Genomic DNA, 14,237 nt, shown 5'->3' with positions numbered 1-14,237 from the left:
AAGACTCTCGGCCGTGGCGTACCCCGGTGTTGATCAAGCGGCGAAACTCGAACTGGCGAGACTGGTCGGTGAACTGGCCGTCGTGCACGGCAAGGTGACCTTGTCCTCTGGCAAGGAAGCCGACTACTACATCGACCTCCGGCGGGCGACGCTGCATCACGCGGCCGCCCCGCTCATCGGGAAGCTGCTCCGCCAGCTCACGCACGACTGGGACTACGTCGCCGCCGGCGGCCTGACCCTCGGCGCGGACCCGGTGGCACTGGCGATGCTGCACTCCGCGGCGACCGACGGCGTCGTGCTCGACGCGTTCGTCGTCCGGAAGGCTGTCAAGGAACACGGCATGCAGCGCCGGATCGAAGGCGTCGAGGTGCTGGGGCAGCGCGTGCTGGCCGTCGAGGACACCTCGACCACCGGCGGCAGCGTGCTCACCGCCGTCGAGGCGCTGCGCGAGGCCGGAGCGAACGTGGTCGGCGTCGCGACCGTCGTCGACAGGGACACCGGAGCGCGCGAGGCCATCGAGAAGGAAGGCCTCGAATACCGTTACATTCTGAACAAGGACGATCTCGGTCTGTCCTGAGTAAAGCGTCCCGAACGGGGCATCCTCCGTGCGAACGGAGGATGCCCCGTTTTTTCGTGAGCGTTTCTCAATACGAGAGGGGTAACGTCGCAGGTAGGGGTGTGAAAGGGGGCTTGAGGTGGCGGGTTTCCTGGCGAACGTGACAGTCGCGGTGCACATTTTCGCGCTGTTGTTCATCGGATTCGGTGGTTTCCTCGCGTGGCGGTGGCCGAAGGTGATCTTCGTGCATGTGTTCTTCGCCGCATGGGGGGTCCTTGTCAACGTCTTCCCGTGGCCCTGCCCGCTGACGGCGGCGGAGAACTACTTCCGGCACCAGCAGGGTCTCGGCGACCTGCCCGGCGGCTTCAACGCGTACTACCTCTACGACACGGTGTTCCCGCGCTCGTCGCTGCCGGTCGTCGTCGTGATCGCGATGGCGACGGTGATCATCTCCTACATCGGCGCGTACCAGCGCTGGCGTCACCGCCACCACGACGGGGACGCACCGGCGCACCGCGTCAGCATGGGCTGAGTGACAATCACCCGGTGAGTCTCGAAGAAGCCGGTCCCACCGAATGGGTGGCGAAGGAAGAGGTCGGCGTCGGTCCGTGGGAGGGCGAGTGGCCCTCGGACGAGCGCTACGACCCCGAACTCCTGGCCAACGGCGACCGCCGCAACGTCGTCGACCCGTACCGCTACTGGCGGCGCGAGGCCATCGTGTCCGATGTGGACAGCCGTCGGCACCCGTTCCACGTGGCGATCGAGAACTTCCAGCACGACCACAACATCGGCACCGTGGTCCGGACGGCGAACGCCTTCGCCGCCGCCGCGGTGCACATCGTCGGACGGCGGCGCTGGAACCGGCGCGGCGCCATGGTGACCGACCGCTACCAGCACCTTCTCCACCACGAGGACGTCGATGGGCTGCTGACCTTCGCCGCGACGGAAGGGCTCGCCGTGGTCGCCGTCGACAACACCCCCGGCTCGCAGCCCGTCGAGACCGCCGAGCTGCCGCGCGAGTGTGTCCTGCTGTTCGGCCAGGAAGGGCCGGGCCTGTCGGCCGAGGCGCAGAAGACGGCGTCACTGGTCGTCTCGATCGCGCAGTTCGGCACGACCCGCTCGATCAACGCCGGCGTCGCCGCCGGGATCGTCATGCACGCCTGGGTCCGGCAGCACGCCGACCTCTCCCAGGCCTGGTGACCTCCCACATCTAGGCGGGGGCCACCTCCACCGGGATCCCGTTCAGCACCGCGTTCCCCGACGGGACGTCGAGCAGGGTCTCGTCGGCGACCAGGTTCGAGTTGACCCCGGCGTGCGCGGCGGCGACCTTCGTCCGCGTTCCGTCGAGGTCGTGCCCCCAGCCGTGCGGCATGCTCACCACGCCGGGCCGGACGTCGGCCGTGACCTCCACCGGCGCTTCCAGCTTCCCCGCCCGCGAAGTCACCGCCGCGAGCCCGCCGTCGGTCAGCCCGAGGCGGGAGGCGTCGTCCGGGTGAACCTGGACGGTGCACCGGTTCCCGCCGCGTACCAGCGGCGTCAGGTTGTGCATCCACGAGTTGTTCGAGCTCAGGTGCCGTCGTCCGATCAGCAACAGCCCGCCGTCCGGCGTCTTGCCCAGCTCCGCGCGCAGGCGGGGGACGTCCTTGGTGATCGCGTCCGGCGCCAGCTCGACCTTCCCGCTCGCGGTGGCGAGCGCCTCCGGCAGCCGTGGCTTCAGCGCGCCGAGGTCGATGCCGTGCGGGGCGGCTTCGAGATCGGCCAGGCTCAGCCCGTACGGTCCGCCGCGCAGCATCAGGTCGATCATCCGCTCCGGTCCCATGCGGCCTTCGGCGAGCGCCAGGTCGACGCCGGTGCGCCGCGCCGTCTCGCCGGCGACCATCGTGTCGAACGCGGCCACGTCGACGTCCGGGCCCTGGCCGGCGGCGATCCCTGCCAGTCGCAGCAGGGTCACCCACTCCTGCGGCATCTCGGTCCCCAGCGCCTGCGGCGTCCAGTTCGCGACGTTGCGGACGGCGAGCGCGTACAGCGCGACGTCGTAATGCGGCCGCTCCAGCGGTGAAGGCCCGGGCAGGATGACGTCGGCGTGCCGCGTGGTCTCGTTGAGGTACACGTCGAGCGAGACCATGAAGTCCAGCTGCCGCAACGCTTCCGTGAGTCGCGCGGAGTTGGGCGTGCTCAGCGCCGGGTTGCCGCTGATGGTCACCAGCGCCCGCACCTGGCCTTCGCCGGGCGTCTCGATCTCGTCCGCGAGCGTGGCGACCGGCAGTTCGCCGAGCACCTCGGGATACCCGCGCACCCGGCTCGTCCAGCGGCCGCTGGTGAACGGCGAGGACCGGCGCGGCCGCCAGAGCGCGGGCAGCGGGAACATCACGCCGCCTTCGCGATCGAGGTTGCCGGTCAGCGTGTTGACGACGTCGACCAGCCAGCTCGCGACGGTGCCGAACGACTGCGTCGTCGTCCCCATCCGGCCGTACACCGCGGCGCGTCCGGCGTTCGCGAGTTCGAGCGCGATGCGGCGGATCTCGGCGGCGTCGATCCCGGTCGCGGGCGCGACCGCCTCCGGCGTGAAGGGCTCCGAGAGCACGCGTACCTCGTCGACACCGGTGACGTGCTCTCCCGGCGTGACGCGGCTCTCCGCGAACAGGACGTTGACCAGTGCGAACAGGAACAACGCGTCGGTGCCGGGCCGGATCGCGTGGTGCTCGTCCGCGAGCTGCGCGGTCCGGGTGCGGCGCGGATCGAGGACGACGATCTTGCCGCCGCGCTTCTGGATCCCGCGCAGCCTCCCGCGGGTGTCCGGGGCGGTCATCAGGCTTCCGTTGGACACCAACGGGTTCGCGCCGAGGATGAGCAGGTGCTCGGTGCGGTCGAGGTCGGCGACGGGAATGGCCTGCGGGTCACCGAAGAGGTAACCGGAGGAGAAGTGCTTCGGCATCTGGTCGACCGTGGTCGCGGTGTAGAAGTTCCTGGTGCCCAAGGCTTTGAAGAACACGCGGCCGTAGAGCACCAGCGCCGCGTTGTGCACCGTCGGGTTGCCGGAGTAGACGGCGACGGCGTTCTTGCCGTGCTCGTCGATGATGGGCCGGAGCCGCCGGTCGATCTCGGCGAACGCCTCGTCCCAGGTGACCTCCACGAACTCGCCGTCGCGTTTCACCAGCGGGGCGGTGAGCCTGTCCGGGTCATGGTGCAGCGCGCCGAGCGAAGCGCCCTTCGGGCAGATGTAGCCCTGTGAGAAGACGTCCTCGCGGTCACCCTGCACCCGGGTGACCAGGCTCTTCTCGTCGATCGTCACCTCCAGCCCACAGGTGGCTTCGCAGAGCGGGCAGGTCACGTGCGCCGTGGTCTTGCAGCACCTCGCGGGTTCGGGAGTCCTCCCAACATACTGAGCGGTATGTCACCGGGCAAGGGATGATGGCGCGATGACTGCTCTCGCCGACCGGGCCGCGATCGCCGAGCGCGCGATCCGCGACCGGCATCTGCGCCGCGTGTGGGGGCTGCCCGGGACCGTGCTCGGCCGGAGCGGCTGGCCGCCGTCGGCGGGACAACGCGTCCACTGGCACTGGAACTACTGGTGGCAGGCGCATCTGCTGGACACCCTCGTCGACGCCCAGCTGCGGGACCCTTCACCGGATCGGCTGAAGCTGATCGACCGGTTCGTGGTGTCCGTGCGGCTGCGCAACTTCGGTAAGTGGATCAACGACTACTACGACGACATCGCCTGGCTCGGCCTCGCGCTGCAACGCGTCGGGCATCTCGGGCTGGACGTCCGCGGCGGGCTGGAGGCGATCAGCTCGCGGCTGCGCGAAGGCTGGACCGACGACGCGGGCGGCGGGATCTGGTGGCGCGTCGGCGACGACTTCAAGAACGCGCCCGCGAACGGCCCGGCCGCGATCTTCCACGCCCGCGAAGGCGCCGCCGAACACGCGCGTGGCCTGACCGGCTGGATGACCGAGCGGCTCGTCGACCCGGATTCCGGACTGGTGTGGGATGGCCTGCGAGTCGGCAGCGGTGAACTCGTCAAGCATATTTTCACGTACTGCCAAGGGGTTTACCTTGGCGCCTGCCTCGAACTGTCCGAAATGGACAGAGTGGAGCGGACGATCCACGCGGTCGCTGAACATGTCGCCCCGAACGGCGTGATCCGGGGGCAAGAAGGCGGCGATGGCGGTCTGTTCGCCGGGATCCTCGCCCGGTACCTGGCGCTCGCGGCGTCGCAGGCGCCGAGCGGGATCGCGCGCGAACTGGTCATCCGGTCGGCTGACGCCTGCTGGTCCGGTGCCACCGAGACGCCGCACGGTCCGCTCTTCAGCGCGGACTGGGCGACTCCGGCGCCTTCGCTGCCCCTCGCCGCCGATGCTCCTGAACGCGACCTGTCCGTCCAGGTGAGCGCGTGGATGCTGCTGGAAGCCGCGGCCACCCTCGACCCCCGCATTTAGTCGGCTAAATGCGGGGGGAAGCCCCAGGTGGTGCGTCGCGAAAGCCACTTTCGGGACATCAGGCGTCCCGAAAGTGGCTTTCGCGACACGGTCGCCAGACGACCGCGCGCCCCGCATTCAGAGGACTAAACGCAGGTCACCAGACGTCGCCCGACCGCCAATCGCAGGTGATCTCCCCGTCCAGATCCAGCGTGACCCCCACCGGCAGCACATGGATGGACCCGTCGTCCTCCTTCGTCGCCTCGATACCCGAAGGCGTCATGGCCGACGAAGTACCGCGCCACAGCAGCCAGCCTCGCGACGCGTAGAACTCCAGCGCCTCATCGGACGCCGAAAGCGCCCCGAGGTCGTACGCCTTCCGCAGGACCCGCTCCAGCGCGTCCATCATCGCGGCGCCGTGCCCGCGCCGCCGGTGGTCCGACCGGACGGCGACCGCCTCGATATAACCCGTGCGGAGGACCCGTCCGTCGTGCACGAGCCGCCGCTGGACCAGTGACGCGTGCCCGATCAGCTCGCCGCTCTCCCAGACGAGCGTGTGCATGCCGCCGAGCGCGTTCTCCCAGTCGTGGTCGCTGAAATCGCCGTCGAAGGCGTCGTCCAGCAGAGTGCGTGCCGCCCTCAGCACGCCTGCTTCGAGGTCGGCGGTGTGCACGGTCCACAGGTCGGTCATTCCGCCATCATCACCCGGCGGCGGGCTTCTCACCAGCGACTTGTGACTCAGCAGCCGCACGACTGCCGGTGGATGAAGCGCGGTGCGAGCCGTACGGATTCGGGTCGTCGCTCAGGGTCGGTGATCCGGGCCAGCAGGAGTTCGACGGCCTTGCGTCCGATCTCCTCGATCGGCTGAGCCATGGTGGTGACCGCCGGGGTCACCTGCCCCGCCCACTCCATGTCGCCGTAGCCGACGATCGCCAGATCCCGCCCGATCCGGATGCCGAGCCGGTGCGCTTCGTACTGGACGCCGATCATCATCGCCTCGCTCGCCACCACGAGCGCGGTCGGCGACGGCCAGCTGTCGAGCAGTTTCGCCGTCGCGGCGGCCGCGCCGCCCGGGGTCGACTGCCCGCACGCGACCAGCTGCGACGTCCATCGGAGGCCGGAGCGGCCGAGGCCGAGCCGGTAGCCCAGCGCCCGCTCCTCGTAGGTGGTCACGTCCTCTTCGCCGGAGATGAAGCCGATCTTGCGGTGCCGCAGCCCGGCGAGGTGCCGCACGAGCGCGCACACGGCCTGGATGTTCTCGGAGCCGACCTGGTCGACGTCGTTGCGGCCGGCCATCCGGTCGACGAGCACGGTCGGCACGCCCATCCGGACCAGTCCGTTGATCACCGCTTCGTCGCCGGCCGCCGGGACGAGCAGGACGCCGTCGACGCGGTCCGCCCGCAGCGCGCGGATGACCGCGGCCTCTTCGGCGACGCTGTCCCCGGTGTCGGCGAGGGTGATCTCGCAGCCGTGACGGCGTGCGGCGCGGCGGATGGCGCGGACCAGTTCACCCGAATACGGGTTCGCGTGCATCGCCATGGCCACCCCGAACCGGTGGGTGACAGGGGTGTCCTCCCACAGGGGTAACGCCGGGGACAGTGCGGTCATCGCTCCACGCCTTCATTCGAGCTTGAATGACGGTAACGGCTGACGGAGCGTCACTCGGCGGCGAGACCGGAAAGTCTCCCAACAATCATCAATGTGAGTGAACGAGAGCGCATCCGCAGGACGCGCGATGGCGGAGCGTAGGCGGAATCCGCATCGTCTGGGCCTTGCGTGCCGGATCGTTGATCCGGGCCAGCAACAGGCGTACCGCCTGTGTGCCTATTTCCTCGATCGGCTGCGCCATCGTGGTCAGCGGTGGATCGACCAGATCGGCCCATTCGACGTCGTCGTAGACCACCACTGGCAGGTCGACGCCCGCCCGCAGGCCGCGGCGCCGAAGCTCGTGCAGCACGCCGACCATCATGGTGTCGTTGGCGACCACCAGCGCCGTCGGCGGCTCCGGCAGCGCGAGCAGCGTGCTCAGCGCGAGCGCCCCACCGGCCTGCGAGGACTGGCCGCACGCGACCAGCTCCTCCGACCAGGTCAAACCCGAGCGGCCGAGCCCCAGCCGATAGCCGAGGATCCGCTCCTCGCTGGTGCTCAGCCCGGCGGTGCCGCTGATCATGCCGATCCGCTGATGCCCGAGCGACGCCAGATGCGCGGTCAGCGCGGACGTCGATTGGATGTTCTCCGCGCCGACCTGGTCGACGTCGGTGCGGGTGGAGAGCCGGTCGATGAGGACGGTCGGGACGTCGAGCGAGACGAGTTCGCCGATCACCGATCCGTCGCCCGGCGACGGCGTGATCAGCAGCCCGTCGACCCGGCGCGAACGCAGGGTCCGAACGGTCTCACGCTCCGTGTCGACGGTGTCGTGCGTGTCCGCGAGCAAGACCGTGTACCCGGCAAGCGCGGCTTCGCGTTCGATCGCCTGGATCAGGGCGGCGAAGTACGGGTTCGCGACGAGGGAGATCGCGACGCCGATCGACCGGGTCCCGCCGGTCACCAGCGAGCGGGCGATGGCGTCGCCGGTGTAGCCGGTCTGCTCGATCGCGCGCAGCACCGCCAGCTTGGTGTCCTCGGCCACCGCCCTCGTCCCGTTGACCACGTGGGACACGGTGGTGATCGAGACGCCCGCCAGCTCGGCGATGTCGCGTTGGGTGGGGCGGGACGAGCGAGACGGCGGCATTACCAATCCTCGGGAGTCAGCTGGCAAGCGTTTGCGCAAACGCTTGCGACTGAGCATAACCCTGTCTACCTTCCGGTCCATCACGGACAGCCTTGAATCGGAGGGCATCCCCATGAGACAGCGCAGTCTCGCCGCGCTCGCCATGGCCGCCGCACTCGCGGTGACCTCGGCCGGGTGCACCGTCGAACGCCACTGGGGTGGCGGATCGAACGCGGGCGGTGGTGGCAAGGCCAAGGTCGGCCTGGTCACGAAGACCGACACCAATCCCTACTTCGTGGAGCTGAGAGCGGCCGCCAAAGCCGCCGCCGAGGCGAACGGCGCGGAGTTCAGCGCGCTCGCCGGCCAGTTCGACGGCGACAACGACGGCCAGGTCCGGGCCATCGAGAACCTCATGCAGCAGGGTGCGAACACCATCCTGATCACGCCGAGTTCCTCGACCGGCGTGCTCGACGCCATCGACCGCGCCCGCAAGGCGGGGGTGCTGGTGATCGCGCTCGACACGGCGACCGAACCGGACACCGCCGTCGACGCCACCTTCGCCACGGACAACTTCGAGGCCGGACGTCAGCAGGGCGCGTACGTCAAGGCCGCGCTGGCGGGCAAGCCGCCGAAGCTGTTCATGGTGGACGGCACCGCCGGGTCCACAGTGGACACCCAGCGGCACACCGGGTTCCTCAAGGGCATCGGGCTGACCGACGCGTCGCCGGAGATCAAGGGCAAGACGCCCGCGAACGGCGACCAGAGCCTCGCGCAGCAGGGCGTGGAGAACCTGCTGCAGCGCACCACCGACATCAACGCCGTCTACACGATGAACGAGCCGATGGGCCGCGGCACGTACGCCGCGCTCCAGGCCCGCGGCCTGGTCGACCGGATCGTGATGGGCTCGATCGACGGCGGCTGCGAAGGCGTCAAGAACGTGCGCGACGGCCAGTACGCCGCCACGGTCATGCAGTTCCCCAAGAAGATGGCCGAGCAGGGCGTCCTCGCCGCCGTCGAATACGCCAAGACCGGGAAGAAGCCGAGCGGGTTCGTGAACACCGGTTCCGCGGTGATCACGGACAAGCCGATCCCCGGCGTGGAAAGCCAGGACACCAAGTGGGGCCTCGAGAACTGCTGGGGGACGAAGTGACGACCGCAACCCTCAAAGGCAACGAACGGCCGTCGATCGGTGAGTTCTTCCTCCGCGCGCCCGCCGTCGGGCCCGCGCTGGCCCTGCTCGTCGCGATCGTGGTGTTCTCGCTGTCGACGGACACCTTCCTCGACCTCGACAACCTTTCCCTTGTGGTGCAACAGTCCCTGGTGATCGGCACGCTCGCCCTCGGGCAGACGCTGATCATCCTGACCGCGGGGATCGACCTTGCCAACGCGGCCGCGATGGTGCTCGCGACGCTGATCATGGCGAAACTCGTGGTCGGCGGGGTCTCCGGGATCTGGGCGCTGCTGCTGGGAATCGTGGCGACGGTGGTGATCGGCATGGTCACCGGTTCGCTGGTCACCCGGATCAAACTGCCGCCGTTCATCGTCACGCTCGGCCTCCTGACCGTGCTCACCGCGGCCGCGAAACTGTTCGCGAGCGGGCAGGCCGTCCCGGTCGCCGACGAACTGCTCAAATGGCTCGGCACCCGCCGGTACCTGTTCGGCGGCATCCCGATCACCTACGGCATGACGCTCGCCTTGCTGATGTACCTGGGACTCTGGTACGCGCTCACGCGGACGCCGTGGGGCAAGCACGTCTACGCGGTCGGCAACGCGCCGGAATCCGCGCGGCTGTCCGGGATCAAGGTGAACCGCACGATCCTTTCGGTGTACATCGTCGCCGGCGTGATCGTCGGGATCGCGGCCTGGCAGGCGCTCGGCCGCGTGCCGAACGCCGACCCGAACGCCTTCCAGCTCGGCAACCTCGACTCCATCACCGCGGTGGTGCTCGGCGGCGCGAGCCTGTTCGGCGGCCGGGGTTCGGTACTCGGCACGATGATGGGCGCGCTGGTCGTCGCGGTCCTGCGGTCCGGGCTGACCCAGCTCGGGGTGGACGCGCTCTACCAGGACGTCGCCACCGGCGCCCTGCTCATCGGCGCGGTCTGCGTCGACCGGTTCGCGAGGAGGCAGCAGTCATGACGACGCCCACGTTGTCCGCTCAAGGGCTGGTCAAACGCTACGGCCGGGTCACCGCCATCGACGGCGCCGACTTCGAGCTGTTCCCCGGCGAGGTGCTCGCCGTCGTCGGCGACAACGGCGCCGGGAAGTCGAGTCTCATCAAAGCCCTTTCGGGCGCGGTGATCCCGGACGCCGGAGAGATCAAAGTAGACGGTCAGACCGTCCACTTCAAGTCCCCTTTGGACGCTCGCCACTACGGGATCGAGACTGTGTATCAGGATCTCGCCGTCGCGCCCGCGCTCGACATCGCGTCGAACATGTTCCTCGGCCGGGAAAAGCGGCGCACGGATCTCTTCGGGCAGCTGTTCCGGAAGCTGGACACCGCGACGATGCGGGCCGACGCGCAGCGGATCCTGGACGAGCTCGGCATCAACATCAAGTCGATCACGCAGCCGGTGGAGACGTTGTCCGGCGGGCAGCGCCAAGGTGTCGCGGTCGCGCGGGCGGCGGCGTTCGGGACCAAGGCGGTGATCATGGACGAGCCCACCGCCGCGCTCGGCGTCGCCGAATCGGGCAAGGTGCTCGACCTGATCAACCGCATCCGCGAACGCGGCCTGCCGGTGGTGCTGATCAGCCACAACATGCCGCACGTGTTCGACATCGCCGACCGTATCCACGTGCACCGCCTCGGCAAGCGGGTCGCGGTGGTCTCACCGAAGACGCACACCATGAACCAGGTCGTCGGCCTGCTCACGGGTGCGCTGAAGATCGGTGAGAACGGCGAAGTCGAAGAGGTCGCGTCGGCCGTCCACACAGGACTGTAGTTGAGAGTGCTGCTGGCGGGCCTGTGCACCGTCGACCAGGTTCAGCGCGTCGCCGAGATCCCGGCGCCGGGCGAGAAGGTGCGTTCGCTGTCGATGGACGTCGCCGCCGGGGGGCCGGCGACGAACGCGGCGGTGACCGTGGCCGCGCTCGGTGCCGGGGCGACGCTCCTGACGGTCGCCGGTGCGCACCCGCTGGCGGCACTCGCGCGCGCGGACCTCGAAACGCACGGCGTCGACCTGGTCGACCTCGATCCCGAACGCCCGGATCCGCCCGCGATCAGCGCCATCGTCGTTCGTGACTCCGACGGGGAACGCACCGTCGTCTCGCGCAACGCCCACGCTTCCTCGCGTTTCGTCCTCTCGATGCGGTCCTTGCACGCGCAACTACCGCATTCAGAGGACGAAATGCCCGGGTGCGTGCTCCTGGACGGGCACCATCCGGAGGTGGCGCTGGAGGTCGCGCGCTGGGCGAAGGAGCGCGGGGTGCCGGTGGTGCTCGACGCCGGGAGCTGGAAGCCGGTCTTCCCCGAACTCCTCCCGCTGGTCGACATCGCCGCGTGCTCGTCGCTGTACCGCGGGGACGATCCGCGCGAGCACGGCGTACCGGTGGTGATCACGACCGCCGGCCCCGGCCCGGTCCGCTGGTCGACGGCGGACGGATCCGGTGCCGTTCCCGTCCCGGTCACCCGGGCGCGTGACACGCTGGGCGCGGGCGACGTCTGGCACGGGGCTTTCGCGTACGCGGTCGCCCGGGACCGAGGGGACGTCCCGGGCTGGATCGAGTTCGCCAACGAGGTGGCCGCCGAACGGGTGCGGCATGAAGGACCGAGGTCGTGGACGGCCGCGGTCGCGAAGATGGGAGAAGGATGACTGCCATGCCTCCGGTGTTCGAGGACCTGTTGAACAGGGCGCAGGCGCTGGCGAAGCCGGGACAGCGCAGCGTGCTCGGGATCGTCGGCGCCCCCGCGTCCGGCAAGACGACGCTGGCCTGGGGCCTGGCGAAGGCGCTGGGCACGAGGGCCGCGGTGGTCGGGATGGACGGTTTCCACCTGGCGCAGGTGGAACTGCAGCGGCTCGGGCGGGTGGAGCGCAAGGGCGCGCCGGACACCTTCGACGCCGCCGGGTACGTGCACCTGCTGCGCAGGCTCGCCGAAGGCCGCGAGACGGTCTACGCGCCCGAGTTCCGCCGGGAGATCGAAGAGCCGATCGCCGGCGCCGTGGCGGTCACGCCGGACGTCCCGCTGGTCATCACCGAGGGCAACTACCTGCTCATGCAGGACGACCCGTGGAGCGGTGTGAAGCCGATCCTCGCCGAGTCGTGGTTCCTCGCGCCGGACGAACCCGAGCGCATCGAGCGGCTCGTCTCGCGGCACCGCCGCTACGGCCGTTCGCTGGTCGAAGCGCGTCGCCGCGCGCTCGGTTCTGACCAGCGCAACGCCGATCTGATCGCGTCCACCAGCGGCCGGGCCGACCTGGTCCTCGAGAACCTTCCGCTGGTTAACTTCGCCATATGAGTGGTGTTCTCGTCGTCACCGGCGGCAGTAAGGGCATCGGCGCGGCGGTCTGCGAGCTGGCCGCCGCGCGCGGTTACGACGTCGTCGTCAACTACGCGGGTGACGCCGAAGCGGCCGAAGACGTCGCTTCGCGCGTCCGGAAGCACGGCGTTCAGGCGATCACCCAGCGCGGTGACGTCGCCTCCGAAGAAGACGTGGTGGCCCTATTCGACGCCGCCGTCGAGCTCGGCCCGCTCGCCGGGCTGGTCGCGAACGCGGCCATCACCGGCAACACCCCCGGCCGGTTCGACGAATACGACGTCGACGTCGTCCGTCGTGTCGTCGATGTCAACATCACGGGTGTCTTCCTGTGCGTCCGCGAGGGCATCCGCCGGATGTCCACCCGGTACGGCGGTGAGGGCGGCTCGATCGTGACGCTGTCCTCCACCGCCGCGCGGACGGGTTCGCCGGGGGAATGGGTCCATTACGCGGGCACCAAGGCCGCGGTCGAAACGATGACCTACGGCGTGGCGCAAGAAGTCGCGAAAGAATCCATTCGGGTCAACGCGGTCGCGCCGGGAATGATCCACACCGGGCTGCACGCCGCGGCGGGTTTGCCCGATCGGATGGAGCGGATCGCGCCGACCATTCCGATGGGACGGGCGGGCGAACCCGGCGAAGTCGCGGAAGCCGTGCTGTGGCTGCTTTCCCCGGCCGCGTCGTACACCACCGGGACGGTGCTGACCGTCGGCGGAGGACGTTGACACCCAGGGCCACGAGGCGGTCACGAGGCGATATCGGCTCCGCGTGCGGTTCAGCCACTTTTTAACACTGTTTCCCGGCGGATATCACGATTCATGTGGGAAGTCGGCGGATCGCCTCGTGGCTCCAGGCGCCTGTGTCACCCTGGTGGCGCCCCCAAGCTCTTGATCAGGACGGTCATCCCCGATGTCCAAGCTCATGTCTGTGCACCACCTGGCACTCACCGTGACCGACGTGGACCGGAGCGTGCCCTGGTACGCCCGAGTGCTCGAACTCGAGGAGTTCACGCGTCGTGAGGACCCCGAAACGGGGCTGCGGAAGGTCGTGCTCAGGTCGCCCAGCGAGGGTTTCGCGGTGGTGCTCGTCGAGCACCAGGACACCGAGCGGCCGCGGTTCGACGAACGGCGAACAGGTCTGGACCACGTGGCGTTCAAGGTCTCTTCGCGCTCGGAGCTGGCCGAATGGGAAGCGCGGCTTTCGGAATACGGCGTCGTCTACACGCCGTCGAAGGGCTCCCGGACCTTGGCGGGCTCGTCGGTCATCGTGTTTCGTGACCCCGACGGGATCCAGCTGGAAATTTGGGCTGACCCCGAGGTCTAGGCCGTGCTCTCTTCGGTCTCTTCGGCGGGCCGACGCATCTCCTGGCGGTAGCGGATCACGCCGTAGGCCGTGCCCACCACGAAGAACGCGACGCTCACCCAGAGCGCGACCGTCTTCACCCACGGAAGCTGGTCCAGCAGACCGGCGCCGTAGTAGCCGAGCAGCACCAGCGTCGGCACCCAGAGCAGCCCGCCGAGCGCGGTCGCGAGCGCGAACCGGCGCGGATCCATCCGCGCGGTGCCGGCGATGAGCGGCGCGAGCGTGCGGATCCACGGGATCCAGCGCGCGGCGACGATGGCGAAGAAACCCTTGCGATCCAGGAAGGCCCTCGCGCGGTCCAGGTTGTGCCGGTTCAGCACCTTGCCGCCGCGGCGCGCGATCAGTTTCGTGCCCGTCGACCGGCCGATGTAATACCCCACCTGGTTGCCGAGGATCGCGACGAGCAGCGCGGCGGCCGACAGCAGCCACGCGTTCAGGTCGGAGCCGTGCTGCGCGAGGACGACCCCGGCCGCGAACAGCAGGGAGTCGCCGGGCAGGAAAAGGCCGATGATCAGCGCGCACTCCACGAAGATGAAGCTCAGCACGATCACCCAGACGAGCACCGGCCCGGCGGTGTCGAGCCAGCTCACGCCGATGCCCGCGGCCTCGGTGTACACCTCAGTCACGACGCGAGCCTACGTGTACTTCGCGAACCGCATGCGGCCGAACCGTGGAATCGGGGTGTCCGAAAGGTCCGGTCATGCGCCCCGCCCTTGCGATGAA

The 14,237-nt window shown here is 69.3% G+C and carries 16 protein-coding genes; 11 read left to right on the top strand and 5 right to left on the bottom strand.

Going from position 1 to position 14,237, the window contains the following annotated elements; genetic code table 11:
* Positions 1 to 13: 13 nt before the first annotated feature.
* The 3 genes from pyrE (at position 14) to H4W30_RS37735 (ending at position 1,756) form a co-directional block, all read left to right on the top strand.
* Positions 14 to 577 carry an orotate phosphoribosyltransferase gene (gene pyrE, locus H4W30_RS37745; protein WP_016338130.1) on the top strand — a complete coding sequence of 188 codons (564 nt, stop codon included), beginning with the start codon at positions 14 to 16 and terminating at the stop codon, positions 575 to 577.
* A gap of 118 nt (positions 578 to 695) precedes the next feature.
* Positions 696 to 1,088, top strand: coding sequence for a DUF2784 domain-containing protein (locus H4W30_RS37740; protein ID WP_016338129.1), 393 nt, complete (start codon positions 696 to 698; stop codon positions 1,086 to 1,088).
* 14 nt (positions 1,089 to 1,102) lie between these two features.
* Positions 1,103 to 1,756 (top strand): TrmH family RNA methyltransferase, encoded by a 654-nt coding sequence (locus H4W30_RS37735; protein WP_192747142.1) that lies wholly within the window; start codon positions 1,103 to 1,105, stop codon positions 1,754 to 1,756.
* A 10-nt stretch (positions 1,757 to 1,766) separates the two neighbouring features.
* On the opposite strand, the gene H4W30_RS37730 is transcribed toward H4W30_RS37735, so the two are convergent.
* Entirely contained in the window at positions 1,767 to 3,887 is a 2,121-nt protein-coding gene (locus H4W30_RS37730; RefSeq protein ID WP_192747141.1) for a molybdopterin-dependent oxidoreductase, read from the bottom strand.
* Positions 3,888 to 3,975: 88 nt separating this feature from the next.
* Here H4W30_RS37730 and H4W30_RS37725 point away from each other — a divergent pair, with 88 nt between their 5' ends.
* The gene (locus H4W30_RS37725; RefSeq protein WP_192747140.1) at positions 3,976 to 4,992 is read left to right on the top strand and encodes a glycoside hydrolase family 76 protein; all 1,017 of its coding nucleotides are present in this window, start codon (positions 3,976 to 3,978) and stop codon (positions 4,990 to 4,992) included.
* Positions 4,993 to 5,128: 136 nt separating this feature from the next.
* Here the strand turns inward: H4W30_RS37725 and H4W30_RS37720 are convergent, their stop codons facing one another.
* The 3 genes from H4W30_RS37720 to H4W30_RS37710 all read right to left on the bottom strand — a co-directional run bounded on the left by H4W30_RS37720 (position 5,129) and on the right by H4W30_RS37710 (position 7,702).
* Positions 5,129 to 5,662, bottom strand: coding sequence for a GNAT family N-acetyltransferase (locus H4W30_RS37720; protein ID WP_192747139.1), 534 nt, complete (start codon positions 5,660 to 5,662; stop codon positions 5,129 to 5,131).
* A 47-nt stretch (positions 5,663 to 5,709) separates the two neighbouring features.
* Entirely contained in the window at positions 5,710 to 6,579 is an 870-nt protein-coding gene (locus H4W30_RS37715; protein WP_192747138.1) for a LacI family DNA-binding transcriptional regulator, read from the bottom strand.
* 88 nt (positions 6,580 to 6,667) lie between these two features.
* A complete protein-coding gene (locus H4W30_RS37710; protein WP_192747137.1) occupies positions 6,668 to 7,702 on the bottom strand; it encodes a LacI family DNA-binding transcriptional regulator in 1,035 nt (344 codons plus the stop codon).
* A 112-nt stretch (positions 7,703 to 7,814) separates the two neighbouring features.
* Here H4W30_RS37710 and H4W30_RS37705 point away from each other — a divergent pair, with 112 nt between their 5' ends.
* From H4W30_RS37705 to H4W30_RS37675, 7 genes are all read left to right on the top strand, one after another.
* Entirely contained in the window at positions 7,815 to 8,831 is a 1,017-nt protein-coding gene (locus H4W30_RS37705; protein WP_192747136.1) for a substrate-binding domain-containing protein, read from the top strand.
* Positions 8,828 to 9,817 (top strand): ABC transporter permease, encoded by a 990-nt coding sequence (locus H4W30_RS37700; protein WP_016338121.1) that lies wholly within the window; start codon positions 8,828 to 8,830, stop codon positions 9,815 to 9,817. The genes H4W30_RS37705 and H4W30_RS37700 overlap by 4 nt, the downstream gene beginning before the upstream one ends.
* A complete protein-coding gene (locus tag H4W30_RS37695; RefSeq protein ID WP_192747135.1) occupies positions 9,814 to 10,620 on the top strand; it encodes an ATP-binding cassette domain-containing protein in 807 nt (268 codons plus the stop codon). The genes H4W30_RS37700 and H4W30_RS37695 overlap by 4 nt, the downstream gene beginning before the upstream one ends.
* Before the next feature lie 6 nt (positions 10,621 to 10,626).
* On the top strand, positions 10,627 to 11,490 hold the full coding sequence (locus H4W30_RS37690) for a PfkB family carbohydrate kinase (RefSeq protein ID WP_192747955.1): 864 nt from the start codon (positions 10,627 to 10,629) through the stop codon (positions 11,488 to 11,490).
* Positions 11,487 to 12,134, top strand: coding sequence for a nucleoside/nucleotide kinase family protein (locus H4W30_RS37685; RefSeq protein WP_126736098.1), 648 nt, complete (start codon positions 11,487 to 11,489; stop codon positions 12,132 to 12,134). The genes H4W30_RS37690 and H4W30_RS37685 overlap by 4 nt, the downstream gene beginning before the upstream one ends.
* Complete coding sequence (locus H4W30_RS37680; RefSeq protein WP_192747134.1) at positions 12,131 to 12,877, top strand: SDR family oxidoreductase; 747 nt, start codon at positions 12,131 to 12,133, stop codon at positions 12,875 to 12,877. The genes H4W30_RS37685 and H4W30_RS37680 overlap by 4 nt, the downstream gene beginning before the upstream one ends.
* Before the next feature lie 184 nt (positions 12,878 to 13,061).
* Positions 13,062 to 13,475 (top strand): VOC family protein, encoded by a 414-nt coding sequence (locus H4W30_RS37675; protein WP_192747133.1) that lies wholly within the window; start codon positions 13,062 to 13,064, stop codon positions 13,473 to 13,475.
* Here the strand turns inward: H4W30_RS37675 and H4W30_RS37670 are convergent.
* Entirely contained in the window at positions 13,472 to 14,140 is a 669-nt protein-coding gene (locus H4W30_RS37670; RefSeq protein ID WP_034312411.1) for a DedA family protein, read from the bottom strand. The two genes, H4W30_RS37675 and H4W30_RS37670, sit on opposite strands and share 4 nt — an antisense overlap.
* Between the last annotated feature and the right edge of the window lie 97 nt (positions 14,141 to 14,237).

The sequence above is a fragment of the Amycolatopsis roodepoortensis genome (assembly GCF_014873915.1).
In the GTDB taxonomy this organism is placed as follows: Bacteria; Actinomycetota; Actinomycetes; order Mycobacteriales; family Pseudonocardiaceae; genus Amycolatopsis; species Amycolatopsis roodepoortensis.
This window is presented reverse-complemented; position numbering and strand designations above follow the sequence as displayed.

Excerpts from the sequence above, each read along its gene's own strand:
- H4W30_RS37725 (WP_192747140.1), top strand. The coding sequence starts at position 3,976 with ATGACTGCTCTCGCCGACCGGGCCGCGATCGCCGAGCGCGCGATCCGC.
- H4W30_RS37720 (WP_192747139.1), bottom strand. The coding sequence starts at position 5,662 with ATGACCGACCTGTGGACCGTGCACACCGCCGACCTCGAAGCAGGCGTG.
- H4W30_RS37715 (WP_192747138.1), bottom strand. The coding sequence starts at position 6,579 with ATGACCGCACTGTCCCCGGCGTTACCCCTGTGGGAGGACACCCCTGTC.
- H4W30_RS37710 (WP_192747137.1), bottom strand. The coding sequence starts at position 7,702 with ATGCCGCCGTCTCGCTCGTCCCGCCCCACCCAACGCGACATCGCCGAG.
- H4W30_RS37705 (WP_192747136.1), top strand. The coding sequence starts at position 7,815 with ATGAGACAGCGCAGTCTCGCCGCGCTCGCCATGGCCGCCGCACTCGCG.
- H4W30_RS37695 (WP_192747135.1), top strand. The coding sequence starts at position 9,814 with ATGACGACGCCCACGTTGTCCGCTCAAGGGCTGGTCAAACGCTACGGC.
- H4W30_RS37685 (WP_126736098.1), top strand. The coding sequence starts at position 11,487 with ATGACTGCCATGCCTCCGGTGTTCGAGGACCTGTTGAACAGGGCGCAG.
- H4W30_RS37680 (WP_192747134.1), top strand. The coding sequence starts at position 12,131 with ATGAGTGGTGTTCTCGTCGTCACCGGCGGCAGTAAGGGCATCGGCGCG.
- H4W30_RS37675 (WP_192747133.1), top strand. The coding sequence starts at position 13,062 with ATGTCCAAGCTCATGTCTGTGCACCACCTGGCACTCACCGTGACCGAC.